27 protein-coding genes are annotated in these 26,165 nt (G+C 67.6%); 12 read left to right on the forward strand and 15 right to left on the reverse strand.

The genetic code is table 11. The annotated features are described in order from the left end of the window. Nucleotides 1–8: 8 nt before the first annotated feature. Complete coding sequence (locus tag EBN03_RS16250; RefSeq protein WP_122188881.1) at nt 9–1,259, forward strand: primosomal protein; 1,251 nt, start codon at nt 9–11, stop codon at nt 1,257–1,259. Between the two features lie 60 nt (nt 1,260–1,319). Here EBN03_RS16250 and EBN03_RS16255 read toward each other — a convergent pair whose 3' ends face one another. The 3 genes from EBN03_RS16255 to EBN03_RS16265 all read right to left on the reverse strand — a co-directional run bounded on the left by EBN03_RS16255 (nt 1,320) and on the right by EBN03_RS16265 (nt 4,372). Further along, nucleotides 1,320–2,414: an adenosine deaminase gene (locus tag EBN03_RS16255; RefSeq protein WP_122188882.1), complete on the reverse strand. Its 1,095-nt coding sequence runs from the start codon at nt 2,412–2,414 to the stop codon at nt 1,320–1,322. 152 nt (nt 2,415–2,566) lie between these two features. Next, the gene (locus EBN03_RS16260) at nt 2,567–3,859 is read right to left on the reverse strand and encodes a thymidine phosphorylase (RefSeq protein WP_122188883.1); all 1,293 of its coding nucleotides are present in this window, start codon (nt 3,857–3,859) and stop codon (nt 2,567–2,569) included. Between the two features lie 105 nt (nt 3,860–3,964). Beyond that, entirely contained in the window at nt 3,965–4,372 is a 408-nt protein-coding gene (locus EBN03_RS16265; RefSeq protein WP_122188884.1) for a cytidine deaminase, read from the reverse strand. Between the two features lie 335 nt (nt 4,373–4,707). Between EBN03_RS16265 and sdhC the strand changes: the two genes are divergently transcribed. From sdhC to EBN03_RS16290, 7 genes are all read left to right on the forward strand, one after another. Continuing rightward, the gene (gene sdhC, locus EBN03_RS16270) at nt 4,708–5,109 is read left to right on the forward strand and encodes a succinate dehydrogenase, cytochrome b556 subunit (RefSeq protein ID WP_122188885.1); all 402 of its coding nucleotides are present in this window, start codon (nt 4,708–4,710) and stop codon (nt 5,107–5,109) included. A 7-nt stretch (nt 5,110–5,116) separates the two neighbouring features. After that, on the forward strand, nt 5,117–5,551 hold the full coding sequence (locus EBN03_RS16275; RefSeq protein ID WP_122188886.1) for a succinate dehydrogenase hydrophobic membrane anchor subunit: 435 nt from the start codon (nt 5,117–5,119) through the stop codon (nt 5,549–5,551). 34 nt (nt 5,552–5,585) lie between these two features. Next, nucleotides 5,586–7,355, forward strand: a complete 1,770-nt coding sequence (gene sdhA, locus EBN03_RS16280; RefSeq protein ID WP_199742841.1) for a succinate dehydrogenase flavoprotein subunit — start codon at nt 5,586–5,588, stop codon at nt 7,353–7,355. Beyond that, nucleotides 7,355–8,128 carry a succinate dehydrogenase iron-sulfur subunit gene (locus EBN03_RS16285; RefSeq protein WP_122188888.1) on the forward strand — a complete coding sequence of 258 codons (774 nt, stop codon included), beginning with the start codon at nt 7,355–7,357 and terminating at the stop codon, nt 8,126–8,128. Before sdhA ends, EBN03_RS16285 begins: the two co-directional genes overlap by 1 nt. Nucleotides 8,129–8,271: 143 nt before the next feature. After that, on the forward strand, nt 8,272–8,412 hold the full coding sequence (locus tag EBN03_RS34165; protein ID WP_158675640.1) for a hypothetical protein: 141 nt from the start codon (nt 8,272–8,274) through the stop codon (nt 8,410–8,412). Between the two features lie 156 nt (nt 8,413–8,568). Then, the gene (locus EBN03_RS34170) at nt 8,569–8,745 is read left to right on the forward strand and encodes a hypothetical protein (RefSeq protein ID WP_158675641.1); all 177 of its coding nucleotides are present in this window, start codon (nt 8,569–8,571) and stop codon (nt 8,743–8,745) included. Between the two features lie 210 nt (nt 8,746–8,955). Further along, nucleotides 8,956–9,840, forward strand: a complete 885-nt coding sequence (locus EBN03_RS16290) for a phenylalanine 4-monooxygenase (protein WP_122188889.1) — start codon at nt 8,956–8,958, stop codon at nt 9,838–9,840. A 16-nt stretch (nt 9,841–9,856) separates the two neighbouring features. Here EBN03_RS16290 and EBN03_RS16295 read toward each other — a convergent pair whose 3' ends face one another. The 7 genes from EBN03_RS16295 to EBN03_RS16325 form a co-directional block, all read right to left on the reverse strand. Continuing rightward, entirely contained in the window at nt 9,857–10,291 is a 435-nt protein-coding gene (locus EBN03_RS16295; RefSeq protein ID WP_158675642.1) for a hypothetical protein, read from the reverse strand. After that, on the reverse strand, nt 10,288–12,354 hold the full coding sequence (locus tag EBN03_RS16300) for a galactose oxidase early set domain-containing protein (RefSeq protein ID WP_199742804.1): 2,067 nt from the start codon (nt 12,352–12,354) through the stop codon (nt 10,288–10,290). The genes EBN03_RS16295 and EBN03_RS16300 overlap by 4 nt, the downstream gene beginning before the upstream one ends. After that, nucleotides 12,351–14,186 carry an ArnT family glycosyltransferase gene (locus tag EBN03_RS16305; protein ID WP_122188891.1) on the reverse strand — a complete coding sequence of 612 codons (1,836 nt, stop codon included), beginning with the start codon at nt 14,184–14,186 and terminating at the stop codon, nt 12,351–12,353. The genes EBN03_RS16300 and EBN03_RS16305 overlap by 4 nt, the downstream gene beginning before the upstream one ends. Continuing rightward, on the reverse strand, nt 14,183–15,778 hold the full coding sequence (locus EBN03_RS16310) for a glycosyltransferase (protein WP_122188892.1): 1,596 nt from the start codon (nt 15,776–15,778) through the stop codon (nt 14,183–14,185). Before EBN03_RS16310 ends, EBN03_RS16305 begins: the two co-directional genes overlap by 4 nt. Nucleotides 15,779–16,067: 289 nt before the next feature. Next, nucleotides 16,068–17,015 (reverse strand): glycoside hydrolase family 6 protein, encoded by a 948-nt coding sequence (locus EBN03_RS16315; protein ID WP_122188893.1) that lies wholly within the window; start codon nt 17,013–17,015, stop codon nt 16,068–16,070. 65 nt (nt 17,016–17,080) lie between these two features. Then, nucleotides 17,081–17,713: an acyl-CoA-like ligand-binding transcription factor gene (locus EBN03_RS16320; RefSeq protein ID WP_233608416.1), complete on the reverse strand. Its 633-nt coding sequence runs from the start codon at nt 17,711–17,713 to the stop codon at nt 17,081–17,083. Then, complete coding sequence (locus EBN03_RS16325; RefSeq protein ID WP_122188895.1) at nt 17,703–19,229, reverse strand: MFS transporter; 1,527 nt, start codon at nt 19,227–19,229, stop codon at nt 17,703–17,705. The genes EBN03_RS16320 and EBN03_RS16325 overlap by 11 nt, the downstream gene beginning before the upstream one ends. A 150-nt stretch (nt 19,230–19,379) precedes the next feature. Here EBN03_RS16325 and EBN03_RS16330 point away from each other — a divergent pair, with 150 nt between their 5' ends. Next, the gene (locus EBN03_RS16330) at nt 19,380–20,690 is read left to right on the forward strand and encodes a D-alanyl-D-alanine carboxypeptidase family protein (RefSeq protein ID WP_122188896.1); all 1,311 of its coding nucleotides are present in this window, start codon (nt 19,380–19,382) and stop codon (nt 20,688–20,690) included. A 17-nt stretch (nt 20,691–20,707) separates the two neighbouring features. Here EBN03_RS16330 and EBN03_RS16335 read toward each other — a convergent pair whose 3' ends face one another. Next, nucleotides 20,708–21,262 (reverse strand): phosphatase PAP2 family protein, encoded by a 555-nt coding sequence (locus EBN03_RS16335; RefSeq protein ID WP_158675643.1) that lies wholly within the window; start codon nt 21,260–21,262, stop codon nt 20,708–20,710. 123 nt (nt 21,263–21,385) lie between these two features. On the opposite strand from EBN03_RS16335, the gene EBN03_RS16340 reads away from it, so the two are divergent. Both EBN03_RS16340 and EBN03_RS33770 read left to right on the forward strand, forming a co-directional pair. Next, nucleotides 21,386–21,826, forward strand: coding sequence for a hypothetical protein (locus EBN03_RS16340; RefSeq protein WP_122188898.1), 441 nt, complete (start codon nt 21,386–21,388; stop codon nt 21,824–21,826). Nucleotides 21,827–21,887: 61 nt separating this feature from the next. Further along, nucleotides 21,888–22,082, forward strand: a complete 195-nt coding sequence (locus tag EBN03_RS33770) for a hypothetical protein (protein WP_147471608.1) — start codon at nt 21,888–21,890, stop codon at nt 22,080–22,082. A gap of 99 nt (nt 22,083–22,181) precedes the next feature. On the opposite strand, the gene yhjD is transcribed toward EBN03_RS33770, so the two are convergent. The 3 genes from yhjD to EBN03_RS34175 all read right to left on the reverse strand — a co-directional run bounded on the left by yhjD (nt 22,182) and on the right by EBN03_RS34175 (nt 24,597). After that, complete coding sequence (gene yhjD, locus EBN03_RS16345) at nt 22,182–23,201, reverse strand: inner membrane protein YhjD (protein ID WP_122188899.1); 1,020 nt, start codon at nt 23,199–23,201, stop codon at nt 22,182–22,184. 37 nt (nt 23,202–23,238) lie between these two features. Beyond that, nucleotides 23,239–24,264 carry a tryptophan--tRNA ligase gene (gene trpS, locus EBN03_RS16350; protein ID WP_122188900.1) on the reverse strand — a complete coding sequence of 342 codons (1,026 nt, stop codon included), beginning with the start codon at nt 24,262–24,264 and terminating at the stop codon, nt 23,239–23,241. A 162-nt stretch (nt 24,265–24,426) separates the two neighbouring features. Next, entirely contained in the window at nt 24,427–24,597 is a 171-nt protein-coding gene (locus tag EBN03_RS34175) for a hypothetical protein (RefSeq protein ID WP_158675644.1), read from the reverse strand. A gap of 717 nt (nt 24,598–25,314) precedes the next feature. On the opposite strand from EBN03_RS34175, the gene EBN03_RS34180 reads away from it, so the two are divergent. Then, nucleotides 25,315–25,458 (forward strand): hypothetical protein, encoded by a 144-nt coding sequence (locus EBN03_RS34180; protein ID WP_158675645.1) that lies wholly within the window; start codon nt 25,315–25,317, stop codon nt 25,456–25,458. Between the two features lie 266 nt (nt 25,459–25,724). On the opposite strand, the gene EBN03_RS34185 is transcribed toward EBN03_RS34180, so the two are convergent. Then, on the reverse strand, nt 25,725–25,898 hold the full coding sequence (locus tag EBN03_RS34185) for a hypothetical protein (RefSeq protein ID WP_158675646.1): 174 nt from the start codon (nt 25,896–25,898) through the stop codon (nt 25,725–25,727). Between the last annotated feature and the right edge of the window lie 267 nt (nt 25,899–26,165).

A 26,165-nucleotide genomic window follows, 5' to 3' on the forward strand; every position in this document is an offset into this window, starting at 1 on the left:
TTCCGGTCATGGCTTCTGGAGACATCGTCCCGATCGAGCTCGGTCTCACCGACGGCGATCTGGTCACCCTGTGGGCACCGCGCTGGCGAGACGGTGACGACGAGTGGGAGGCATTCCTCGGTCACGAGGACGCGCTGTACGGGTTCGACTCGGTCGCCGAGCTGGCCGCCTTCATCCGCGGCAACGACGACAACGACCTGGTCGACCACCCGGCGTGGAAGGTCGTCGCCGGGCTGTCGGCCGCCGAGCTGGAGCCGGACGAGCGGCACGTCTACGACCTGGTCGGTGTCCCGGAGCTGGCTGCCGGCGACCCGGATCCGGAGACCGTCGCCGAACTCGAGGAGACCCTCGAGATGGTGAACACCATCGGCGAGGTGTGCGAGCTCGACGTGGTGACCAAGTTCTTCGGTTCGCACCCGGTGCTGGGCGCGCTCCCCCGCGGGGTCAGCGCGTTCGTCGGCCGCGAGGGCGAGGAGCTGTGGGACCAGATCGGTTCCGCCATCGCCAAGGGCTGGGACAAGGTCGTCGACGCCATCGACTCGGTGGTGCAGTCCCCGGAGGTCGACGCGAAGGCCGTGGCGGTGGCCGAGGCCGAGCTGCTGGCCGCCGAGGAGAACATCGTCGACGCCGACGACGTCGCCGAGACCGACGACGACACCGACTTCGAGACCGTCGACCTGGACGCCGAGGACGAAGAGGACGAGGAGGAGGAGACGTTCTGGAACGAGGTCGGCATCGACCCGATCAAGATCGTCACCGCGGAGGGCACGTTCTTCACTCTGCGCTGCTACCTCGACGACGAGCCGGTCTTCCTGGGCGCCGACGGCACCATCACGGTGTTCACCTCCGAGCGGGCGCTGGCCCGCTACCTGGCCGACGAGCACGAGCACGACCTGGCCAAGGTCAGCACGTTCTCGACGGTCCGCAGCGCGGCCAACGGCGGTGACCTGGAGATCGAGGTCACCGAGGAGAACATCTACGTGCTCACCGGCCTGGCCCAGGATCTGAGCTCCGGCCCGGACGCGGTCGACATCGAGCAGCTGGACCTCGCGGTCGAACTGCTCAGCGACGCCGCCGAATACGTCGGCGACACCGCGGTGGAGAAGGCGCTGGCCAAGGCGACCCCGCTGGGCTGGTACGTCTCCTACCTGCTCGACCAGGACACCAGCCGGATGGCCCCGAGCCCGCCGTTCCAAGCCGAGGCCACGCAGTGGCACGCGCTGGAAGAGGCGTTCGAGGCCCGCCTGACCCAGGCCTGAGCCGCAGCGAATTCCGGGCGCGGGCCCGGCGGCACTGTGCCGCCGGGCCCGCGCTCGCGTTCAGCCGATGAGCACCGCGTAACCGGGCTTGATCACCTCGTCGATGAGCCGCAGCCGGTCCGGGAACGGGATGAACGCCGACTTCATCGCGTTGATGGTGAAGCGTTCCAGATCGGTCCATCCGTAGCCGAACGTCTCGACCAGTTTGAGCATCTCGCGGCTCATATCGGTATCGCTCATCAGCCGGTTGTCGGTGTTGACGGTGACCCGGAACCGCAGCCGCGCCAGCAGGTCGAAGGGATGCTTGTCCATCGACGGCACGGCACCGGTCTGCACGTTCGACGACGGGCACAGTTCCAGCGGTATGCGCTTGTCGCGCACATAGGCGGCGACCGTACCGAGCACGGGCGCGAAGCCTTCACCGTCGGTGATGTCGTCGGTGATGCGCACGCCGTGCCCGAGCCGATCGCAACCGCAGAAAGCCACGGCCTCGTGGATGGACGGCAGGCCGAACGCCTCGCCGGCATGGATGGTGAAGTACCCGCATTTCGCGCGCATGTACTCGAAGGCGTCGAGGTGCCGCGACGGCGGGAATCCGGCCTCGGCGCCGGCGATATCGAAACCGCCGACCCCGCGCTCGCGGAAACGGATTGCCAGCTCGGCGATTTCGCGGGAGCGGGCCGCGTGCCGCATGGCGGTGAGCAGGCACGTCACCAGGATCGGGTGGCCGGCTGCGGCGGCCAGCGCCTCGCCCTCCCGGAATCCCTGGAGCGTGTGTTCGACGACTTCGTCGAGGGTCAGACCCTGTTCCAGGTGCTGTTCGGGCGCGAACCGCACCTCGGCGTAGACGACCCCGTCGGCGGCGAGGTCGAGGGCGGCTTCCCGGGCGACGCGGCGCAGCCCCTCCGGGGTCTGCATGACGGCGACGGTGTGGTCGAAGGTTTGCAGGTACAACTCCAGCGACCCGCTGTCGGCGGCGTCCCGGAACCAGTGGGCGAGGGCTTGCTCATCGTGGGCGGGCAACCCGTCGTAACCGCACTGTGCGGCCAGCTCGAGAACAGTCGCGGGCCGTAGCCCGCCGTCGAGATGGTCGTGCAGCACCGCCTTGGGCGCCTGTCGGATCGAAGCAAGTGTCAAGGGCATCGGTCCAGTCATCTTTCGACGTTAGTCCTGTGCCACGGCCCGCACACCGGAGTTGCTCTCGTGTCGGCTCGCCGCCGGGCGAATGTCACAACCCCGTAGTGCTCCCTACACTTTCGCGCCGGACCGGCGCTCCCGGTGTCGCCGATCCCTGTGCCGGGCGCGGGTCAGCGGGCGATTCGGTCCAGGATCAGCGGGGCCGGGGCGATCGGGGTGGCGCCGCTCTCGTACGCGCCGGTCAGGGCGGTCAGGGCGGGAGCGAACGCGTCCGGGGTGTCGGTGTGCAGCGTGAACAGCGGCTGACCGGCGGTGACGGGGTCGCCCTCTTTGGCGTGCATTTCGACGCCGGCGCCGCATTGGATCGGGTCGCCCTGGCGGGCGCGGCCCGCGCCGAGGCGCCAGGCGGCCAAGCCGACGCCCATGGCGTCGAGCCGGTTCAGATATCCGGACGCGGGGGCCGAGACGATTTCGGTGGCGGTGGCGCGCGGGAGTTCGGCGTCGGGGTCGCCGCCCTGGGCGGTGATCATGGCGCGCCAGTGGTCCATGGCCTTGCCGCGGGCCAGCACGTCGGCCGGGTCGATGTCGCGGATTCCGGCCTGCGCCAACATTTCTCGCGCCAGGGCGAGGGTCAGTTCGACCACGTCGGCCGGACCGCCGCCGGCGAGTACCTCGACCGATTCGGCGACTTCGAGTGCGTTGCCGGCGGTCCGGCCGAGTGGGGTGTCCATGGCAGTGAGCAGTGCGACGGTGGCGACTCCGGCGTCGGTCCCGAGGTCGACCATGATGGTGGCGAGTTCGCGGGCCAGTTCGGGAGTTTTCATGAACGCGCCGGTGCCCACCTTGACATCCAGTACCAGCGCACCGGTTCCCTCGGCGATCTTCTTGCTCATGATCGAACTCGCGATCAGGGGCACCGATTCGACCGTGCCGGTGACGTCGCGCAGGGCGTAGAGCCGCTTGTCGGCGGGGGCCAGGTCGGCGCCGGCCGCGCAGATCACCGCGCCGATTCCGGGGTCGGCCAGCATCTTTCGCATTTGCACGACCGGAATGTCGGCCCGCCAGCCTGGGATCGATTCCAGCTTGTCGAGGGTGCCGCCGGTGTGCCCGAGCCCGCGGCCGGACAGCTGCGGTACGGCGGCGCCGCAGGCCGCCACCAGCGGCGCCAGCGGCAAGGTGATCTTGTCTCCCACACCGCCGGTCGAGTGTTTGTCGACCGTGGGGCGGGTGAGGCCGGTGAAGTCCATCCGCTGCCCGGAGGCGATCATCGCCGCGGTCCACCGGGCGATCTCGCGCCGGTTCATGCCCCGCAACAGGATCGCCATGGCCAGCGCGGACATCTGTTCGTCGGCGACCTCGCCGCGGGTGAAAGCGTCCAGCACCCAGTCGATCTGATCGTCGCTGAGCTCACCACCGTCTCGCTTGGTAGCGATCACCGACACCGCGGAGTTGAGGTTCGCCATGAAGAAACGATCTCAGATCGAAAGCCGTGGATCGGATCCGGCCTCACCGCAGAATGTTCGGCTCCGCCGGGCAATTCTTGTCGCGTCCCGGCGATGATTGTGCGCTCAGGCCGGGGCCTGTCCGGCAGCCAAATCATCGATTCCGAACGCGTGGGGCAGCAGCTCGCCCAGAGTGATCGGGCCGTCCGGGTGGTCGACGAGGATCGCGGCCCCGCCGTGCTCGTACAGCACCTGCCGGCAGCGCCCGCACGGCATCAGAATCTCGCCCCGGGAATCGCATACCGCAACGGCCACCAAACCGCTGGATCCGGCGGCGCGAAGGTTACCGACCAGTACACATTCGGCACACAGGCCCAGCCCGTATGAGATATTTTCCACATTGCAACCGCTCACAATTCGGCCGTCCGCACTGAGAGCCGCGGCGCCGACGGGGAAGCGGGAGTACGGCGCGTGCGCGTGTGCCATGACTTCGAATGCCTTGCTACGCAGCACATTCCAATCAATTTCCGACATTCGTTACCTCCCTGGGAGCCGGGTGCGGGTGGGCCCGCGACACCGGATACGGGCGTGTCGGCCGCCTAGGCAAGGCAACCCTAATCCTCGCCATTTCGGCACAACGTACGGCACGCCGAATTAGTTCCGCCATACACCGGGCATTAAAGTCCATCGCAGATCGGTTCAGGTTCCCCCGGCGGCGGGACGATCACTGCCCGACGGGCGTGTCGGCCCTGGGCACGAGCTGGTGTTCCACCGGATCGAGGTCCAAGTCCGCGCCGAAACCGCGACCGGATCCGGCTGCCGGCTCGCCCGGCGGGTCCATCGACGACGTTGGAGAGGCACCGCACTCTATGACCACACTGGAAGCTCCGGCCCAGCCGAAGCGGAAATCCCTGTACCGCGGCGACCCCGGCATGTGGTCCTGGGCGCTGCACCGGATCACCGGCGTGACGATCTTCTTCTTCCTGTTCGTGCACGTCCTCGACACCGCCATGGTGCGCGTCGGCGCGAACTCCTACGACCGGACCGTCGCGGAGTACAAGAACCCGCTGGTCGCGCTCATGGAGATGGGCCTGGTCGTGGCGGTGCTGTTCCACGCGCTGAACGGCATCCGGGTCATCCTGGTCGACTTCTGGTCCAAGGGCCCCAAGTACCAGCGCCTGATGCTGTGGATCGTGCTGGGCGTGTGGGTGCTGGTCTCCGCCGCCGGCGTCGGCCGTCAGCTCTTCCTCATGATCACCACGGAGCTCTGAGGCAACCATGACTGCACCCGTTCTCGGCACCTCCTACGACCGCCCGGCGAGCCTGGACGCGCCCGGCGCTCCCCGCCGCGCCTCCGGCAGCAACTTCGAGAAGAACGCGTGGCTGTTCATGCGCTTCTCCGGCGTGCTGCTGCTGGTCCTCGTCATCGGCCACATGACGATCATGCTGATGCTCGACGGTGGCGTGAAGCGCATCAACTTCGCGTTCGTCGCCGGCCGCTGGTCCTCGCCGTTCTGGCAGATCTGGGACCTCACCATGCTGTGGCTGGCCCAGCTGCACGGCGGTAACGGCCTGCGCACCATCATCGACGACTACGCCCGCAAGGACAGCACCCGGTTCTGGCTGAAGTCGCTGCTGGTGATCTCCATGATCCTGGTCGTGGTGACCGGCACGTACGTGATCTTCACCTTCGACCCCAACATCCACGCGTAAGGACAGGCCACCTTAGATGAGTGAATCGCGACCGATTCAGGAACACCGCTACGACGTCGTCATCGTCGGTGCCGGTGGTGCCGGGATGCGCGCGGCCATCGAGGCCGGCCCGCGGGTCCGCACCGCGGTGCTGACCAAGCTGTACCCCACCCGGTCCCACACCGGCGCGGCCCAGGGCGGCATGTGTGCCGCGCTGGCCAACGTCGAAGAGGACAACTGGGAGTGGCACACCTTCGACACCGTCAAGGGTGGCGACTACATCGTCGACCAGGACGCCGCCGAGATCATGGCCAAGGAGGCCATCGACGCGGTGCTCGACCTGGAGAAGATGGGCCTGCCGTTCAACCGGACGCCCGAGGGCAAGATCGACCAGCGTCGTTTCGGTGGTCACACCCGTGACCACGGCAAGGCGCCTGTGCGTCGCGCGTGCTACGCCGCCGACCGCACCGGTCACATGATCCTGCAGACGCTGTACCAGAACTGCGTCAAGCACAACGTGGAGTTCTTCAACGAGTTCTACGTGCTGGACCTGCTGCTCACCGAGACCGACCGGGGTCCGGTCGCGACCGGTGTGGTGGCCTACGAGCTGGCGACCGGCAATCTGCACGTGTTCCACGCCAAGGCGATCATCTTCGCCACCGGTGGTTCGGGCCGCATGTACAAGACCACCTCGAACGCGCACACGCTGACCGGTGACGGTATGGCGATCGTGTTCCGCAAGGGCCTGCCGCTCGAGGACATGGAGTTCCACCAGTTCCACCCGACGGGCCTCGCGGGCCTGGGCATCCTGATCTCGGAGGCCGTGCGTGGTGAGGGCGGCATCCTGCGCAACGCCTCCGGTGAGCGCTTCATGGAGCGTTACGCCCCCACCATCAAGGACCTCGCGCCGCGTGACATCGTGGCCCGCTCGATGGTGCTCGAGGTGCGGGAGGGCCGCGGCGCCGGCCCGAACAAGGACTACGTGCTCATCGACGTGACCCACCTCGGTGAGGACGTGCTCGAGGAGAAGCTGCCCGACATCACCGAGTTCGCCCGCACCTACCTGGGCGTGGACCCGGTGAAGGAGCCGGTGCCGGTCATGCCGACCTGCCACTACGTGATGGGTGGTATCCCGACCCGGATCCGTGGTGAGGTGCTGCGCAACAACACCGACGTGGTTCCCGGCCTGTACGCCGCGGGCGAGTGCGCCTGTGTGTCGGTGCACGGCGCGAACCGTCTGGGCACCAACTCGCTGCTGGACATCAACGTGTTCGGCCGGCGCGCGGGTATCGCCGCCGCCGAGTACGCGCAGCGCGCCGAGTTCGTGGAGCTGCCGGAGGAGCCGGCCGCCTACGTGCAGACCTGGCTGGACAGCCTGCTGTCCGAGCACGGTGACGAGCGCGTGGCCGACCTGCGCACCGAGCTGCAGAACGAGATGGACGACAAGGCCGGTGTGTACCGCACCGAGGAGAGCCTCAAGTCCATGCTGGGCATCATCCACACGCTCAAGGAGCGGTACGCCCGGATCACCGTGCAGGACAAGGGCAAGCGCTACAACAGCGACCTGCTCGAGGCGGTCGAGCTGGGCTTCCTGCTGGAGCTGGCCGAGGTCACCGTCGCCGGCGCCTACAACCGGAAGGAATCGCGCGGCGGCCACGCTCGCGAGGACTACCCGAACCGCGACGACGTCAACTTCATGCGCCACACCATGGCGTACAAGACGATCGCCGAGGGCGCGAGCAACGCCGAACTGATCGCCGACATCCGGCTGGACTTCAAGCCGGTGGTGCAGACCCGCTACGAGCCGATGGAGCGTAAGTACTGATGACTGCTGTTACCGACGCCCCCGCCGGGCCCAAGCCGGCTCCGGTACCGGCCGGCTCGACCATGGTGAACGTCAAGGTCGCGCGGTTCACCACCGAGAACGACAAGGGCGCCTACTGGGACACCTTCCAGGTCCCGGTGCTGCCCACCGACCGGTTCCTCAACGTCCTGATCTACATCAAGTCGTACCTGGACGGTTCGCTGACGTTCCGGCGTTCCTGCGCCCACGGTGTGTGCGGCTCCGACGCCATGCGCATCAACGGCGTCAACCGCCTGGCCTGCAAGATCCTGATGAAGGACATGCTGCCCAAGGACGGCAAGACCATCACCATCACCGTCGAACCGATCCGCGGCCTGCCCGTGGAGAAGGACCTCGTGGTGGACATGGAACCGTTCTTCGACGCGTTCCGCGCGGTGAAGCCGTACCTGATCACCTCGGGTAACGAGCCGACCTACGAGCGCATCCAGTCCCAGGCCGACCGCCACCGTTTCGACGACACCACCAAGTGCATCCTGTGTGCCTGCTGCACCACGTCGTGCCCGGTGTACTGGAACGACGGCAGCTACTTCGGCCCGGCCGCGATCGTGAACGCGCACCGCTTCATCTTCGACAGCCGCGACGAGGGCGCCCGCGAACGCTTGGACATCCTCAACGACGTCGAGGGTGTGTGGCGCTGCCGCACCACCTTCAACTGCACCGACGCCTGCCCCCGTGGCATCGAGGTCACCAAGGCCATTCAGGAAGTCAAGCGCGCGTTGCTGTTTGCCCGCTAGGTTCCGAAAGCCATATCCGAAGGCCGCTTTCGTCATCGACGGAGGCGGCCTTCGGCGTCCGCGTGGAATTGCGGTCGGGGTTGCGTGGAAATCCCAACTGCTGCAAGCTCTTCCGATAGTCCTCGGAGCGAGGGAGAGCAGTCGTGAATACTCATCTGACCGGGTCCGCGTTCTTCACCGGGAATCCGCCGGGGGTCGTCAGTGCCGATCTCGTGGGGAACCCGGTGTCTACCTTGGGGTTCGTATTGGGGAACCTGTTCGATGCGGTGACGGGATCGCTGTAGGGAGCACGCTGCGGCGTGTCGAAAGGCGTGTTGCGCGAATCACTCCCACCTGATGGGCCTGCGGTGGAGTGGACCGAGACCGAAATGTAACGTTGGGGCGAGTCCGGCCGATGTGCAGGTCGACATTACGTTTTTCGGTATTGACAGGAGTTAGCCTTGAACTTCGGACCTGGTAGTGCCGGCGCCGGCATGGACACCGGCTCGTCTGCCCTCTCCTCGGGCTTCCCCAGCCCGTTCTCGGCTGCGGTTCAGGGCGCGCCGTTGAGCGTCATCACCCAGCTGGTCGTGATCGCGGACCTGTTCATCAGCAACCCGTCGAGCATCGCGGTCTAGTCCGCGCCGGGCTCGACGAGGGCCGCCACCGCTGTCGACGCGGAGGCGGCCTTCGTCGTTTCCAGTACCCTCGACATCAGGTCGCCGAATATTAGCCACATCGGCCCCGGAAGTGGCCGGACCGCGCCTCCGGCAATGGCCTACTAGACAATTTGCCCAGGTGCGGCGCGGTTTGTTGTCGCGCGCGCACAGTGGTGATTGGCTCTCACTATGTTCACTGAGGGTCAGCTCTACTCGCCGGTGACCACGACCGCCGACGGGGACGTGACCGTGCACCTGAGCGATGTGCATCCCGGTGTGGGCGACCCGGAGTACCGGGCACGCCGCAATGCGATCGCGGCCCTGGCCCTGGCCTACCGCCCCGGGCGGAAGCTGCCGCGCATCGACTACACCGCCGAGGAACATGAGGTCTGGCGGATCGTCTCGAAGGAACTGGCCCGCAAACACGAGCACTTCGCGGCCGGCGAGGTGCGCGAGGGCGCAAGCCGGCTCGGGCTGCCCGCCGACCACGTCCCGCAGCTCGACGAGGTGACCGCCCGGCTGGTTCCGCTGACCGGCTTCCGCTATGTGCCGGCCGCCGGGCTGGTGCCGCTGCGCGACTTCTTCGGCGCCTTCGCCGAGCGCACGTTCCACTCGACGCAGTACCTGCGCCACCATTCGGCACCGCTGTACACCCCCGAGCCCGATGCGATCCACGAGATCATCGGCCATGCCAACCAGCTGGCCGCGCCCCGGTTCGCCGACATCTACGCCGCGGTGGGCGCCGCCGTCGGCCGCTTGGAAACCGATGTGGCACTGCACTTCCTGGCGAACGTCTTCTGGTTCACCATGGAGTTCGGCGTCCTGCGCGAGCAGGGCGAGGTGCGCTGCTACGGCGCGGGCCTGCTGTCCTCGTTCGGCGAGATCGAGGAGTTCCGCACCGCGGACCTGCGCCCGCTGAACATCGCCGAGATGGGCACGGCGCGCTACGACATCACCCACTACCAGCCGATCCTGTACTGCGCGGACTCGATGGACCAGCTCGAGGACGTGGTCGGCAGCTTCTTCGACACCATGACCGACGACGACGCCGCCCGGCTGAGCAGACCGGCCTGAGCACGGTACGGGCCGTCTAGCGCTCGCAGGCCTTCCCGTGGTGGCTCTTGTCCAGGCCGTGCCGATCGCGACCGTGGACCGGAATGTTCTGCAGACCGTGCGCAGCCAGCCAGGCACAGCGGTCGGCCGGTTTCACGCTCGGCGGGAAGTTCCACGGAATGCATTGCCCCACCCCGCCGTACGCGTGGTCGCAGCCGTCGATCCCCTCGGGGATCACGGCATTCGGTTGCGGCCCGGCCGGAAGTCGTTCGGGCGCTTTACCGGTGGTCGCGAACGGCAGCACGTGCGGGGCGGGGGTGGTGCGGCCGCCGGGCTGGGGTGTGGGCGCGGCCGGTGGCCGGGGTGGCGGTGCCGCGGGCGCACCGGCCGGGTGCGGTCCCCCGGTGAGGACGGCGAAGGTGGCGGCGAGCGCGGCCGCGGCAAACGCCAGGCGGCGGGTGTGCGACATCATGACAGGTGAACCCACTGTGCGATCGACGGCACGCCGGCCGCGTTGACGACGAAGAGCATGTACCAGCCCGGTGGTGCGAGATTCGGGTTGGTGGTCACGTTGAGCTGGATTCCGTTGGTCTGCACGCTGATCGGCAAATCGACGAAGCGCTGGTTGGGGTCCGAGGAGTGGGTGACGGCGGCCGGACGGATCAGCTCGGCCTTGACGATCGTGCTGTCGACCGCGATGGACTGAGCGCTGCCGTAGGTCCAATTCTGGTTTGTGACAGCCGTGATCGCCGGGCGCGTGCCGTGGAACAGGTACGGCGGAGAGTAGATGGAGATGCGAGTGTCGAAACTGCCGTCGCCCGGGTTGTTTCCGACCGCCATGATTCGGCCGTCGGCCAGCAGGAACGCCGAGGAGTGGTAGGTGCGCGGCACCGGATCGGTCGCCATGCCCGGGGTGAAGGCGTTGGTGGCCGGGTCGAACATCGACGCCTCGAATACGGGGTCGGCCCGATTGTGCAGTCCCCCGCCGGTTTCGAATACCTTTCCGTCGGGCAACAGGACGGCGGAGACGTACATCTTTCCCTGGGCGGCGGTCTCGGCGGTGCCGTCGGTCATGGTGCCGCCGGGCAGCATCGGGCCCGCCTGGTAACTCAGGCTGCCCTGTTTGAGGTCGATGATGTCGGTCAGCCGGTCGGCGTCGACGTTGGTGACGATATTGCCGCCGCCCATCGTCATCACCCGCTGGTCCTGGGCCGGCGGCAGCATGACGCTCATCGACTGGTCGCGGGCATCCTTCTGTTGCAGCCCGGGCACATCGGTGATCGTGCTGGCGTTGTAGTCGTAGATCGAGGCGCCCGCGCCGGGCAGGCCGTTGCCGAAGACGTGGCTGCCGGTGTAGAACAGCCGTCCGTCCTGCATGAGCACCATCGACGGGTACAGGCCCCAGTAGGACCAGGTCTGGTGGGCCTCGTTCAGCCCGAGCCACCGCCCCTGGGCCAGCGAATAGTATTCGGTCGCGACGGTTCCGCTGGAGTCGGCGCCCAGACCACCGAGCGAGATCACGTCACCGTTGCCCATCTCGGTCGCCGACGGATACCAGTGCCCGGCGTTGAGATCGTTCGCCCTGGTGTAGGTGTCGGTGGCGGGATCGAAGATGTAGGAGCTGGCCAGCCCCTCGTACCCGTGACTACCGTCCGCGGCGGGATAGTCCTTGTTGCCGCCCATCACGAGCAGCCGGCCGTCGGGGAGCTGGACATGCCCGGCGCAGAAGAAGTCCGCCGGGGTCGGGATGTTCGTGAACCGGTTCGTGCTGGGGTCGAACAGGGTCGAGGTGAAGGTCCCCGCCGCGAAAGCCGTTGGATCGTTGCCGGATCCGGCGATCAGTAGCACCTTGCCGCCGGGCAGCATCGCGGAGTGGATGGCCCGCACCGGCGACTGGAAGGTCTGTACCGTCCAGGAGCCCTTGCCGCAGGCGGCGGCGCTGCCGGTGCACGGCGGCGGCTGCGTGCCGGCCGCGTCGGTCATCGAATAGTCGTCGGTGACCAGCGTGCCGACGCCGTAGATCGTGATGCCCCAAGTGATCTGGTCGGTGTTCGGCGGCACGACCGGGGTCATGACCTGGCCCTGCCGGTAGCTCGTGGTGACCGGCAGGGTGGCGCCGTCGGTCCAGTACTGCCAGCCGGCGGTGGTGTCGTGCCGGAACATGGTGAACACGGTGTCCGGTGTGTTCGTGGTGTACCAGACCGACAGGCTGTACTGGTGCCCCGGCGTGACCGCGGGTGCACAGGTCGGGTTCTCGAACATCATGGCCTTGCGATCACCGCTGGTGATCCGGGTGATCGCGATCTGCATGGCGTTCGACCCGCTGTGCGCGGCGTTGGTCACCCCGAAGGTGTAATCGCTGTCGCCCCAGCCGGATCTCTCCCAGCACTGCGGAAACCCTTGCCCGTCCAGGCTTTCCAGCCCGGGGTTGATCACCATATTGGCGTCGGCGTGCGCTCGGGAGACGGTCAGGAACATGGCGGTCAGCGTGAGAATGACTGCACGGCAGAGAAAGACGGTGAATCTACGGATCATTTTCGCACCTTCAGGACGGTCACTCGGTCGTCGCCGATACCGAACGTGGTCACGATGTCCGCGTTCCGGATCGCATCGAACACCCAGGGCATGGTGGCCTGGGACTCGGAGGTGAGGGTGGCGTGCGACAACGCCAGATAGTCGATGTTCTGCCAGCGCCCGAGCTGCCGCTGCACCGCGGGGTCACTGTCCACCTTGTAGACCCACACGTTGTTGGCGTGCGCGAAACCGGCGTCGTGCAGGTCGAGCCACAGCTCGCCCTCGGACACCAGCACCGCGTCGTGCGGCACGCGGGCGCCGAGCCAGTCGACGACCGCGCGCTCGGACCGATCGTCGTCGGCCGACCACTGGTGGTTCAGGGTGGGCGTCCACCGGCTCACCGCCGCGGTCGCCAGTCCCCCGCTGCCGACCAGGACGAGGACCGCACCGGCGAGCGCGAGCAACGGCCGTGCGCGGCGGTAGCCGGCGGCTGCCGAGAAGCTGCGGGGGCGCCCAGCGGCTGATTCCGGAGGTGGCACCACCGACAGTTTCGGCGGCCCGGCGGTCGCCGCGCGAGTTCCGCTGCCGGGCAGCAGGCGAGGAACGAAACCGGCGAGCGTCGGCAGCACCTGGGTCGCGGGGTCACCGGACCTGCGGCGATCGACCCAAGACCGCAGGCGCACAACGGTGTCGGTGACCCGGGCGGGCAGCTCCCGCGTCGAGCGCGGCCACAGGGTGTCGCCGAGCCCGGCCACCGCGAGTGCCATCAGCGGTAGCAGCGCGTCGATGTACATCGCGGGCAGGTAGCCGGGCCGCAGCAGCGCGATCACCTGCGACAGCAGCGCCACCATCACCGGCCGGAAGCGCGGGCGCACCATCAGCACGGCGGCGGCGATCACCCCCGCGACCGGTAGCAGCGGATCCAGATGCAACCAGAGGTGCACCAGGTTGTAGGCGTCGCTGTGCGGGTCGAAGACGCTGCCGCTGGGCTTGCGCGCGGACAGCTGCCAGCCGATGGTCCCCACCAGCGACACGTGTCCGGGCCCGGGGATCAGCTCGTTCTTCAGGATCGCGTACAGCGGATACAGGCCGACCGTCCCGGCGAACACGATCGCGAACGACACCCAGGCGTAGTCCCGGTTCGAGGCCCGGCGGTAGTTGCTCCACAGCTGGTAGAGCAGCGCCGGCGCCGCCACCGCCATGGTCTCCTTGGTCGTCACCGCGAACGCGAAGCAGACCGCGGATCCGACTGCGGCGCCCCAGGTCCGGCGTGGCGACAGGGCCAGAGCGAACGCGGCCAGCAGCCACGGCAGCGCGATGTTGTCCAGCAGCACCAGCCGCCCGTAGTGCATCGCCGCCGGGCTCAGAATCCACATCGCGACCGCGATCCCGGCCCAGAAACGCCGCATGCCGAGTCGGCGCGCGAGTACGAACAGCAACGCGCACACCGCGATTCGGTCGACGACCATGAACTCCCGGCCGGCGACGGTCGTGTCGTGCGCCCACCGGCCGAGGCCGTCGGTCAGCTCGAACCAGGCCGAGAGCTGCAACCAGCCCAGCGGCGGATGGTCGTACCAGTAGGTGTAGTGCGACAGCGCGTGCTCGTTCGGAACCGCCCACGCCTGAGCCACATACACGCCCTCGTCACCGAAACGGATGGGATAGCCGGCCAGGTTCACCGAGGTGGCGACCAGGCACAGCAGCGCCAGCCCGCCGACGATCGCCAGGCCGTGCCGGTGCCCTGCGGTGTGCGCCCACAACTTTCGGATGATCGATCCGGCTCGCCCTGCGGCCGTGGCGGTTTCACCGCTGGATGCGATCACCTGTTCCGGCGGGTCGGCGAGCAGCGTCATGCCGCCGCCTCGGCCGCGACCTGCTCTTCGAAGTGATCGCCGACGTGCGCGGTCTTGTCCCAGCCGAGCCGGCCCAGGCCGTACCAGACCATCGCCTGTACGGCGGCGAAGGACAGCACCAGCTGATACGGGAAGAAGGTGACCACGAACAGCACGTAGACATACCACGGCACCCGCCGCCCGAACCCGCGGCTGTATTCGCGGAGGTGCAGCAGTTGCAGCGCCACCGACAGGGCGATGGGGACGAGCGGGATCCACCCGGCCACCGCCAGCGGCGCCGGGGTGTCGATCCAGAACATGGTGACCAGCACCAGCGGCAGTACCGCCAGCGACAGCGCCTGGAACAGGCTCATGGACAGGATCTGCGCGGCGATCACCCGCTGCCGCAGGGTGGGCAACGACCGCCAGTTCCCGGCGACCAGACTCTGCAGGAACCCGATGTTCCAGCGCCGACGCTGTTTGATCAGGGTGGCGAGGCTGGGCGGGGTCTCCTCGCGGGTGGTCAGGCGCGGGTCGTAGAAGGTGAGGGTGCGCGCGCGGTGGATCGCGGTGGCCCGCACGCCGAGTTCGCAGTCTTCGGTGAGCGACATCGGCCAGGCCTCGGTGCGGGCCAGGAGCTGTGCGCGCAGGAAGATGGTGTTGCCGCCCAACGGCATGAAGCCGCGGTCGGACTGGTAGCGCATCTGCGAGGAGAACCAGCGCTTGTACTCGAGCAGGTTGTGCCAGGCGTACCAGCGGTGCAGGCGACGGCCGATCCGTTGCCACCGGCTGCCGGTGATCTGCGGGTCCATCAGCTGGATCCCGCCCTGGATGATCTCGACGCCCGGGTGGTCCTGGAAGGCCTGGTCCACCGCGCGCAGCAGTCCCGGTGCCGCAATGGATTCCGCGTCCAGCACGGTGAACACCGAGAACGACTCGTGTAGCCGCCAGAACGCGTAGTTCAACTGCTGCGGCTTGTTCGGCGGCCGGTTGCCCAGCGGGTAGACGATCAGCTGCAGTGGTCCGGGTGGCACGGTGGCCGCCAGCCGGTTCGGGTCGCGTTCCGGCGCGGCCTCGCGGGCCAGGGCGGTGTGCAGTTCCGATCGGATCTGCTCGTACGAACGATCTTGTGCCACAGCGAGGTTCACTACGGTGGCGGTGCGGGCGGCGACGCCCGCGGTGTCCGGGTCGTCGTCGTTCACGATGGCGAAGACGGTGTGCGCGGGGTGGTCCCGCTGGGTCCACATGGTGTTCAGCAGGGTCTCGGCCAGCACGTCGGTCTCGTGCCGGGCAGGAATGAGGACGGCGAAGGTCTCCGCCGACGGGCCGTTCGGAACCGCGGGGAGCAATTCGTCTCCGATCCCGGATTCGCGCTGCATGTAGACCAGCGAGACCAGCGAGACCGAGCTCATGATCAGCACGTAGCCGGAAAATATGGTGGCGCAGGCGATCAGGAAGTTGTCCAGCTCGCCGCAGAGGACGTACAGCCCGCCCAGCGCGACGACGACGACTCCAAGACCCGCGAACATGGCTGTGCGAGTGATCTTTCGATTGTGCGCACCGTGCACGAGATGGATCGAGCGTGACTGCGGCGGCGGAACCTCGACATACATGATCGATCACACCCCAATGCGCGGAAGAGGATACGAAGTCGTAACAGCAATCCGACCGCAGCCCCGATGCCCCCGATGCCGGACCACGCGATCGTACCGCAGTAAATGCGCAAGTGCGCCAATGTCATTCGAAGGTAAAGCAGCAGTAGCACGGAGGTTTCCGGCGGCTCCCAGTGTGACGTACACATGAATTCGTCGCGCTTTCAACAACTTCGACATGCATGGTTCGGGATGCCGATAGAGGTTTCGAAACGCGTTCCAGAAAATGCCTGGTTACTACCGGCCGGTATCAGCGCGCGCCGACGAGCGACAGCGCATAATCCGGCCACCACTGCCCCGCCGCGGGTTCGCCACGGCCACAGGCACCGTCGGATTCGCCGGGTGGTTTCACCCACAGCAGCGCGTCGGCGTACGCGGCACCGCGCACCGGTCCGGGCCGCGCTCCGATCCGGCGGTCCGCGGGATTGCACCAACTCTGCGGGCCGTCAGGTGGTGGCCCGGCACCGTTGCGCGAGGTGTCGACGACGTAGTGGACGTCGTGCGCCGGCGACGACAGCAGGCGGGCCACAGTGTCGCCGTACGCACGGGAGTCGTCGGTGCGGTAGAAGTTGGCCACGTTCACGCTGAATCCGCGGGCGCGGCCCACATCAACCGCCCGCAGGCGCCGCGCGAGTTCGGCGGCGGGCAGCCAGTGCGCGTTGCCACCGTCGACGTACACCGTGATCCGCGGCGCGCTCAAGGCGTCGACCGCGTAGCGCAGCAGGTCCAGCCGCTCGTTCACCAGCTCGGGCGCCAGACAGCCGGTGTTGGCCAGCGCATCCGGTTCCACGACGACCACCGCCCGGCGGGATCCGATCGCCGCCGCAACCGCCGCGACCCAGGCCCGGTAGGCGGCTGCCGTCGGCGCGCCCCCGGCCGAGAACTGACCGCAATCACGGTGCGGCACACCGTAGATCACCAGGACAGGGAGCGCGTTCGCGGCGGCAGCGGCGGTGACGTAGGTGTCGACCCGCGGCCTGGACGAGTCCGGCTCCGCGTAGTCGAACCAGCGCGCGGCCGGCTGCGCCGCGATCGGCGCGAGCCGGGAGTCCTGCCGTGCGGCCACCACCGCCGGAGACACGGGATCGCGGTAGAGCTGTTGTCCGGCAAAGGGATCGGTGTCGGGCCGGACATCACCGGCGGTGACCAGCAGGGCCGAACCGAGGAGCAGGGCGGTGCGGCGTAACCACCTGTTCATCGACCACCCCGCCTCCGCGCTGACAGGGCAGCACTGTAGCCCGCGAGCGGTGTTGTCGCAGTGTGTTACTCGCCGCCGCGCGAGGGCAACGGCATACCCGCCTGTAGGAAGTCGAGGACCTCCGTGAGGCGCTCCTGGTCGAAGACGCCGTCCTCGAAGACCGCCATGATGGCGCCGGTCAGCGCGCCGGCGAAGGCACGGACCGGCATCGAGTCGGCCGGCGCGCCCGTCCGCTCCGCGGTCAGCTCGGCGATCAGGTCGATATTGCGCTGCAGTTCCTGCGCGACGACCCCGCGCAACTCGGGCACGGTGTAGACCAGTTCGACCCGGTCACGTTCGAATTGGTATTCCGCCGCGTCCAAGCCGCCGAAGACCTCGGCGGTGGCGGCCCGGAACGCCTCGAGCGGCGACAGTTCCGCCGGCTGGCTGCGCAGTGAGCGGATGACGAGCGGGTCCAGGTCGTCGGCCAGGACCACCATTTCCTTGGAGGGGAAGTAGCGGAAGAAGGTGCTCGGCGAGATGTCCGCGGCCGCCGCGATCTGCTCGACCGTGGTCTCGGCGTAACCCTGTTCGTGGAACAGCCGGAAAGCCTCGGTCCGGATCGTGTGGCGTGTGCGCTCCTTCTTGCGCTCGCGCAGGCCCGCCCCGGGGTCGGATCCGGGACGGGCCTGCGCGACGGGGTTCGAGTCAGCCGACATGCAGCGATTCTCCCGCATCCTCGGGTTCGTCCGCCGCGGGTGTACCAGTAGTGGTGACCAGCGCCGCGAGTACGGCGGCGACCACACAGAGACCGGCACAGACCCAGATCATGGCCGACATGCCGCCCATGAAGGCCGTCTGCACCACGTGCAGCAGGTCGGCGTCGTGCAGTTTGCGGGCGACGGCGACGCCTGTGTTGACGCTGTCGGAGACCGGGCCGTGGTCGGCGGCGCCCAGGCCCGAGCGGTACCGGGTGGCCAGGACGGTGCCCAGAATCGCGGTGCCGATCGTGCCGCCGGCCTGGCGCAGCGCCTGCATCAGGGCCGATCCGGTACCGGACCGTTCGGCGGTGAGATCCTCCATCGCCATGCCCATGGCCGCCGGCATCACCAGGCCCATGCCGACGCCCAGCAGGGTGATCCAGGCCGCCACATAGCCGTAGCCACTGGTGACGGTGGTCAGCGCGCCCAGCGCCAGCGCGACGGCGAGGACCGGGAATCCGGTGACCAGCACCGCCTTTCGGCCCAACCGCGCCATGAGGCGGTCGGCGATCCGGGTGCCCACGATCATGCCGCCGATCAGCGGGAGCAGGCGCAGTCCGCTGCCGAGCGCATCGGCGCCGAGCACCGCCTGGAAGTACTGCGGCACGGTGAAGAACAGCCCGAACAACGCGAAGTTGACCAAAATCGAGAACAGGGTGCCGAAGCGGAATCCGTTGCCCCCGAACAGTCCGAGGTCCACCAGCGGGGTGTGGGTGCGGCGCTGCCAGGCGAGGAAGGCACCCAACAGGGCGGCGCCGACGGCGGCCACCGCCCAGGCCGCGGTGTTGCCCCAGCCGTCCTGGCCGAGCCGGATGAAACCGTAGGTGAGACCGGTCATTCCGGCGGCGGACAGGGCCACGCCGGGCAGGTCGATCCGGAAGTTGTTCTCGCTGCGGGATTCCGGCACCAGCCCGGCGACGGCGATCAGGCCCACCAGCACCAGCGGCACGTTGATCAGGAACACCGATCCCCACCAGAAGTGCTGCAGCAGATAGCCGCCCACGATCGGGCCGAGCGGCAGCCCGATGGCGGTGGAGGTGACCCAGACGGTGAGCGCGCGCTGCCGTTCGGCCGGTGCGGGGAAGAGGCTGGGCAGCACGCCCATCGACAGCGGCATCATGGCCGCCGCCGCGACGCCGAGCAGGGCCCGGGCTGCGATCAGCGCGACGGCTGTGGTGGCGAGCGCGCATGCGGCGGAAGCGATTCCGAACAGGGCGAGCGCGGCCAGCAGGAACTTCTTGCGGCCGTAGCGATCCCCGAGCGCACCCGCGGGCAGCATCAGCGCGGCCAGCGCGAGGGTGTAGGCGGTGGAGAACCACTGCAGGGCGGAGGTGTCGGCGTGCAGGTCGACCGCCATGGTCGGCAGCGCAACGACGAGCACGGTGATGTCGAGGCCGATGGTGAGCATGGCGACGGCCAATGCGCCCAGCGCCAGCCAGCGGGTTCGGGTTTCCGGTGGATTCCGATCCATCATGACATGTCCAATCATTTGGATTATTCAGTCATATGAGAGCGTCTCTCATTTTGTAGAAGCTGTCAATACGCGATGTCATGTACACGCCACACCCCCATGCGGGTCGGACCTTTCACCCATAGGACCGCGCGCGGCTTAAGCTCGAAAACGATGAGCACCCGAAGCCCGCACCGACGCGCACTGCCTGCAGGCAGGGCAAATGTGTTTCGTTCCGTCGCTGCCGCCGCGATCACCGCCGGCTTGCTCGGCATCACCGCCGCCACCGGGCTCGCGGGCGCCCAGCCGCCTACGCCGCCCCCGCCGGTGTGGCAGACCCCGAACACCGACGACTGCCCGAACCGGACCGCACCGCCGCCGGCCATCGACGCCTCCGAGGTACCCGTCCCCGGCGAGACCGCGCCCTCCCCGCTCCCCGTGCCCTCACCCCCGGTCGGCGGCCCGAAGCTGGGCGGCTGCGGGCTCGTGCTCCCCGACGGCGCGCCGCCACCGCCGCCGGAGATCTCCGCGACCGCCTGGCTGCTCGCCGACATGGACTCCGGCAAGGTGCTCGCCGCCAAGGACCCGCACGGCCGCTACCGGCCCGCGTCGATCATCAAATCGCTGCTCGCCATCGTCGCGCTGTCCAACCTGCACATGGACACCGTCGTCACCGGCACCCAGGACGACGCCAACGCCGACGGCACGCGCGTCGGCATCGGCCCCGGCGGCAAATACACCAACCTGCAGCTCATGCACGCACTGCTCATGCACTCCGGCAACGACGCCGCGCACGCCATCGCCGCCCAGCTCGGCGGTGACGAGGCGACCGTCGCCAAGATGAACGCCAAAGCCAAGGAACTCGGCGCCCTCGACACCCGGGCCGCGACCCCGTCCGGACTGGACGGTCCCGGCATGAGCACGTCCGCCTACGACATGGCGACCATCTTCCGGGCCGCCATGACCATCCCGACCTTCGCCGACATCGTCCACACCGAGCAGTACGACTTCCCCGGCTATCCCGCCAACCCCACCGTCCCCGGCGACCAGGACCACCCCGGTTTCCCGATCGCCAACGACAACCAGCTGCTCTACGACTACGACGGCGACCTCGGCGGCAAGACCGGCTTCACCGACGACGCCCGCCAGACCTTCGTCACCGCCGCCGAACGCGGCGGCCACCGCCTGATACTCACCCTGCTCAAGGCCGACGTCCGCCCCATCCGCCCGCCCGAACAGGCCACCCGCCTGCTGGACTACGGCTTCGCCCTGCCCGCCGGCGCGAACATCGGCACCCTCCCCGGCGCCCCGGCCGCCACCGCCCCCGGCGCGGAACCCCAGGTCGCCATACCGCCGACAACGGTCGCGGACAAGCCGGCCGCCACGCACAGCACGCTGTACACGATCCTGTTCATCGTGGGGCTGGGTGTGTTGGTCGTGGTGATCATCGGGACGTGGCTGAAACTGAGCGCCCGCCGCCGATAGGTGCGGTTGTCGCCGGATCAGTCGCTTCGCGCTGCTCGCAGCAGTAGACCGCGAAAGACGGTCCGCGACAACCGAATCACGATGAACCCGACGAGTGCGCCGACGCACCACCCAGCGAGCACATCGGTCGGCCAATGAGCGCCGAGATAGACCATCGCGCAAGCGATCACACCTAGGCCGGTGACGAGCAGGGCTGCGGCGTACGGCCGGAATCCTCTGCGCCACTGAACGACCGCGTACAGAGCTACCGCGAGGGCAGCGGTCATCGCGGCGACGGTCGAAGGCATCGAGTACGCCCCGACCTGGACGGCCGCCAGGTCCCCGGGCGGACGCGGCCGCGCTACGACCTGCTTCAAGGCCCGGGCCACAGCCTGGGCCAGCAGCACCGAGACGCCGATGGTGAAACCCGCTCGCCACCACCGCCCGACGACCACCGCCGCCACGAACAGCACAGCCAGGACCGCCATCCCGGGCTCGCCCGTGCCGAGTTCCATCGCCCAGCGCGCCGCCGTGGTGAGCACCGGCGTGCGATGGCCGGCGAACCAGGTGACGATGTCGCGATCGAAGCTCACCGGATCCATCCTGCCAACGCCGCGTCCCCCGTACGCCACGGTCCGGCCTGAAACAGCCGGGAACCCGGCGGAGTCCCGCTACGTCGAAAGGGTTGAGGCGCAGGCCAACGGGAGGAGCCAGTCGTGTTCACACGAGATGCCGGGGATACCGGCGACCCTGCGGACCTGTGGGATCAGGTGCACGCGAAGACCTTTCGCGTACGAACCGAGACCGCGGTCCGATGCGCACGGCACTACCAGGGGGTCGGCGACTCCCTACAGCAGTTCTTGATCGCCGCCGACCTGGGCCAGGTCCCCGGCACAACCACGCCGGCTCGGCTGAACGCCCCGGCCTTGCCGACACCGCTCGCCCCGGCCTTGCCGACACTGCGGGACGACCCGGCTGAAGCTACCGACTTCGCCGGGCTCACAGCTCACCACGCCCACACAACCTCTGCCCCTCACGCTGTGCTCACCATCCAGCGGTCCGTCTACCGCATGGCAGCCGCCTACCTCCGCGCCGGTGGTGCGAACGCGGAAGCCGACCGCATGAATCGCCTCGCCCTCTCGACCACAACCGACTGACCGGGCCCTACCCGACCTGTCCTGTCCTGCCCTGTGTGTCCTGCCCTGAGGAGATGACCGAATGACCCACCATGCCCGCATCATCCGTCTGATGAATCGAACGGTGCACGAGCGCAGCAAGTTTCACCTTTCGGCAGCGGAAGGTGCGCACGCACCGGATTCGCTTCCTGGTTCAACCCGCCACATCAGCCCGGGCAATCCGGTCCGCCACCGCACCTGCGGGTTGCTCGGCCGCTCCAACCTCACCGTTCCTTGAGCATTCGGCGCCGAAGTCCCTCGATGATTCTGCCGGGGACGAATATCGAAGAAGCGCAGCGACCTTCAGGCTCCTGGGCTCCGGCCGGAGGATTTCACTTCAGCGCCGAGAACCCCGCCGCATGCCCCCGAGCAACGCCCCGACAATCGCGCCGAGGCCGAACAGGACGGTTCCGGTCATCGCTGGTGCGCCGGTGGTGACGCGGGGGCGGATGATGGCCGGGCCGGGAACGGGAACCGGTTCTTCGGTCATGTTCTCGGTCGCGGTCGCCGCCCAGGCGGTGGCGAACAGGACGATGCGGGCGGTGTAGAAGGCGAACACCATGAGGCCGATGATCGGGCCGAATGTGGCGCCGGCCGGGCTCTTCAGCACGATCTGCAGGTAGATGGTGGCGACCTTCTTCCACACCTCGAACACCAGGGCCGCGAGCAGGGCCGCGCGGGCGGCGCTGGCGAGGGTCAGCGGTTCGTGCGGCATGCGGGCGATGATCCAGACGAACAGCGCCCACGACGCCAGCACGGCCAAGGCGGTGGACAGCAGCCGCAGCAGCTGCGGCACCAGGGGTGCTTGATCGAGGTGGATCGAGCGCAGCACGACCTCGCCGAGACTGCTGTCGGCGACCGTGGACAGGCCCACCGACACCACCATCGCGATACCCAGCCCGACCAGCGCACCCAGGTCGGAGAACTTGCGCGCGAACCAGTTCCCGGTGTCGGACTGCTGTTCCCATTGCTCGGTCAGCGCGGCCCGCAGGTTCGCCACCCAGCCCAGCCCGGCGTATGCGGCCGCCACCAGACCGAACACCCCGACGCTCGCTCGCGAGGCGATGGCGTGATTGACCAGGTCGGTCAGCTGTGACCCGAACGCACCGGGCATGTTCTCCAGGATCTTGCGGTGCAGGTCGGCGAGCAGGCCGGGCTTGCGGGACAGGACGAAACCTGCCGCCGCGAATCCGACCATGGCCAGCGGGAACAGGGCCAGCACCGTGTAGTAGGTGATGCCGGCCGCGTAATAGTCACCGCGTTGCCGCTGGTAGCGCCCTCCGGCCCGCACCAGATGGTCGAGCCACGGCCGTGCCTCGACATTCCGCTCGATTCGGCTCTTGATGCCGTCGAACACCTGTCCTCCCGCACGTGCAGCTGTCCCGCCACGGATGTCAGCGGGCCAGGAAACCGACCCGGTCGTAGACCTGTGCCAGCGTCTTGCCCGCGATCTCGCGGGCACGTTCGGCACCGGCCGCGATGATCCGGTCGAGTTCCCCCTCGTCGGAAAGATACTCCGCGACCTTCGCCTGGACCGGTGTCACGAACTCCACCAGCGCGTCGGCGACGCCGGACTTGAGGTCGCCGTATCCCTTACCGGCATAGTCCTGTTCGAGGGTGACGATCGGGGTACCGGTGAGCGAGGACAAGATGACCAGCAGATTGCTGACGCCCGGCTTCTGCTCCGGGTCGTAGCGGATCTCACGTTCGGTGTCGGTGACCGCCGACTTGATCTTCTTGGCCGAGACCTTCGGATCGTCGAGCAGGTTGATCAGGCCCGCGTCGGAGGTCGCGGACTTGCTCATCTTCGCGGTCGGGTCCTGCAGGTCGTAGATCTTGGCGGTGCCGGACACGATGTACGGCTCGGGCACGACGAAGGTCTTCTTGAAGCGAGTGTTGAAGCGCTGCGCCAAGTTCCGGGTGAGCTCGAGGTGCTGGCGCTGGTCCTCGCCGACCGGCACGAAGTGCGGGCGGTAGAGCAGGATGTCGGCGGCCATCAGCACCGGATAGGTGAACAGGCCGACCGTGGTGTTCTCGGCGCCCTGCTTGGCGGACTTGTCCTTGAACTGGGTCATCCGGCCGGCCTCGCCGAATCCGGTGATGCAGTTCAGCACCCAGGTCAGTTCGGCGTGCTCGGGCACCTGACTCTGCACGAACAGGGTCGACTTCTTCGGGTCGATGCCCAGGGCGATCAGCTGCGCGACCGCGCGCTTCGTGCGCTGCCGCAGCGCCTTCGGCTCCTGCGCCACGGTGATGGCGTGCAGGTCGGGAATGAAGTAGAGCGCGTCGTAGTCGTCCTGGAAGTTCTTCCAATACTGCAGCGCACCGAGGTAGTTACCGAGATGGAAGGAGTCGCTGGTCGGCTGGATCCCGGAGAGGACCCGCTGCCTGGGCGCTTCGGCTGCTGCAGGGCTGGACATGCGTCGATCTTCGCATGCCGGTCCAGCGGGTTATCCGCGACGCCCGGCCCGGGACCTCGCCGGGCCGAACGGGATTCCCGCAGGCACGGAAACGGCCCGGTTCCTTTCGAATTCGATCGAAAGGAACCGGGCCGTCCCAGGGAAAGTCCGAGGCAGTACCTATCAGTGCGGCAGCAGCGGGACGACCGCGGCGCCCGCACCGACGATGGAAGCGACGGTGCCGACCATCGTCGCCGCTGTACCGACCCCGGCGACGCCGAGGCCGAGGAGAGCGACAGCGCCGGCGAAAGCCGGAGCACCGAGGATGGCCGAACCAGCAGCAGCAGAACCCATGAGAAAACTCCTACGACAAGGGGCGCACGGTGCGCCTTGGAACAACAGGAGCAAACGTATCAGCTATCTCGTTTCGATAACGTTAACGAAGTGGAGTGAATATATACACCCCATTTACGTTGATTGAATTACATTGCAAGACAATGCAATTCGGAGTGCGTACTTATCTCCAGCACGATTTGTGACCATCGCCATCTTGCAATAGGCCGATCTCGGCTAACTTCTAGCACATTATGTGGCGAACGCCCGGTCATGGCGCTGATCCAGCATCGACCATCGGCACCGCGCGGGCCCGGATCCGAGATCCGCGCAGGTGACCCGAAGCACAACGAACCTACAGCGATGCGGAAGTCCCACGCCGACTCCGGACCGCCGCCGCCCACCGAAGTCGTTCAGCCAGCCCCACCTCCACCAACGGCAGATCCACCGCGGATCACCATCCACACCCGCCCAGCCTGATCGCCGACCTGCACAGAATGCCCCCGGACCCCGGCACCGCCGCCAGCGCAATGACCGAGCCACCCCAGAGGCGCCCGGCAGCGCAGGGCCGACGCCCGTAAACCGCCCCGCCCCGGCCGAGCCGACGCGAGACAGCCACAGATCCTCGAATTCGTATATCTATTCCTAAACGCCAGCGAGATTCCGCTTTACCGGCCGGAAACGGCCCGGCCGATACCTTGAACGCGTTGTAGTTCCACCCAATCAAAGGAGTTTCCTATGGGTTCCTGTGCCGCCCTTTCCGCCGCCCTGCCGGCCGGTACCGATCTCGTCGGCTTGGGCTCTGCGGCCCTCAGCCTCGTAGGTACGGTCACGGGCATCGGTGCCAGCATCATCACCATCGCAGGCGCACTCCCGCACTGACCCGTTCCGGGCGGACTACCCGAGGTCGCGCTCCATGTTCGGTACCCGGGCGGCAGATATCACAGATCCGGCCCCGGAATGAAGTTCCGGGGCCGGATCGGTGATCAGCTGTTGCCGGCGCTGTACGCCGATAATTCCGCAACGGTGGAACTATCGACTACTGCAACACCGTTCAGACGGAAAATTTAGAAAAGAACCGAAACGACCCGGGCCCCATTCGATTACTCGAATGGAGCCCGGGTTGTCAGTCAGCTACTGAAGATCAATTAGCCCGCAGCCGGCGGGTTGAGGATCGGACCGAGCGCAATGCCGGTGCCGATAAGGGCGGCGCCGGTGCCAATGAAGGTCAGCAAGCCGACGAAAGCCGGGTCACCAAAAGTGGCAGCAGCCGAGCCAGCGAGGCCGGAACCAGAAGCGGCGGCGAGAGCGGTAGAACCCACGGAAACTCCTACAGGGGGGCGGAACAACAACGACAAGAACGTACCATCGGTACGGTTTAAAACAGGACCATACGAACAGTATCGATACCGGATGGACCCACGGAGTTAACACGAAACCGACTGCCCAGCAGCGGTTTTGGGCCAGCGGGCCCCAAAATGCATGTCAGGGCCTGTGATACATATCACCGCGCCCGAATTGTCGTTGTGAGCTATTGTTTCGGCTATGTTACGTCCGTTTACACATTCATTACGGCTCGTGTCATTCAC

This window comes from Nocardia stercoris, from assembly GCF_003696265.1.
Taxonomy (GTDB): Bacteria; Actinomycetota; Actinomycetes; order Mycobacteriales; family Mycobacteriaceae; genus Nocardia; species Nocardia stercoris.

Bases quoted from the DNA above. Each gene is read 5' to 3' on its own strand.
- EBN03_RS16325 (WP_122188895.1), bottom strand. From the start codon at position 19,229: ATGATGGATCGGAATCCACCGGAAACCCGAACCCGCTGGCTGGCGCTG.
- EBN03_RS16330 (WP_122188896.1), top strand. From the start codon at position 19,380: ATGAGCACCCGAAGCCCGCACCGACGCGCACTGCCTGCAGGCAGGGCA.
- EBN03_RS16295 (WP_158675642.1), bottom strand. From the start codon at position 10,291: ATGATGTCGCACACCCGCCGCCTGGCGTTTGCCGCGGCCGCGCTCGCC.
- EBN03_RS16275 (WP_122188886.1), top strand. From the start codon at position 5,117: ATGACTGCACCCGTTCTCGGCACCTCCTACGACCGCCCGGCGAGCCTG.
- trpS (WP_122188900.1), bottom strand. From the start codon at position 24,264: ATGTCCAGCCCTGCAGCAGCCGAAGCGCCCAGGCAGCGGGTCCTCTCC.
- EBN03_RS16255 (WP_122188882.1), bottom strand. From the start codon at position 2,414: ATGACTGGACCGATGCCCTTGACACTTGCTTCGATCCGACAGGCGCCC.
- EBN03_RS16320 (WP_233608416.1), bottom strand. From the start codon at position 17,713: ATGTCGGCTGACTCGAACCCCGTCGCGCAGGCCCGTCCCGGATCCGAC.
- EBN03_RS33770 (WP_147471608.1), top strand. From the start codon at position 21,888: ATGACCCACCATGCCCGCATCATCCGTCTGATGAATCGAACGGTGCAC.
- EBN03_RS34175 (WP_158675644.1), bottom strand. From the start codon at position 24,597: ATGGGTTCTGCTGCTGCTGGTTCGGCCATCCTCGGTGCTCCGGCTTTC.
- sdhC (WP_122188885.1), top strand. From the start codon at position 4,708: ATGACCACACTGGAAGCTCCGGCCCAGCCGAAGCGGAAATCCCTGTAC.
- EBN03_RS16300 (WP_199742804.1), bottom strand. From the start codon at position 12,354: ATGATCCGTAGATTCACCGTCTTTCTCTGCCGTGCAGTCATTCTCACG.
- EBN03_RS16250 (WP_122188881.1), top strand. From the start codon at position 9: ATGGCTTCTGGAGACATCGTCCCGATCGAGCTCGGTCTCACCGACGGC.
- EBN03_RS16290 (WP_122188889.1), top strand. From the start codon at position 8,956: ATGTTCACTGAGGGTCAGCTCTACTCGCCGGTGACCACGACCGCCGAC.
- EBN03_RS16315 (WP_122188893.1), bottom strand. From the start codon at position 17,015: ATGAACAGGTGGTTACGCCGCACCGCCCTGCTCCTCGGTTCGGCCCTG.
- EBN03_RS16260 (WP_122188883.1), bottom strand. From the start codon at position 3,859: ATGGCGAACCTCAACTCCGCGGTGTCGGTGATCGCTACCAAGCGAGAC.
- EBN03_RS16285 (WP_122188888.1), top strand. From the start codon at position 7,355: ATGACTGCTGTTACCGACGCCCCCGCCGGGCCCAAGCCGGCTCCGGTA.
- EBN03_RS16310 (WP_122188892.1), bottom strand. From the start codon at position 15,778: ATGTATGTCGAGGTTCCGCCGCCGCAGTCACGCTCGATCCATCTCGTG.
- EBN03_RS16305 (WP_122188891.1), bottom strand. From the start codon at position 14,186: ATGACGCTGCTCGCCGACCCGCCGGAACAGGTGATCGCATCCAGCGGT.
- EBN03_RS16265 (WP_122188884.1), bottom strand. From the start codon at position 4,372: ATGTCGGAAATTGATTGGAATGTGCTGCGTAGCAAGGCATTCGAAGTC.
- EBN03_RS34180 (WP_158675645.1), top strand. From the start codon at position 25,315: ATGGGTTCCTGTGCCGCCCTTTCCGCCGCCCTGCCGGCCGGTACCGAT.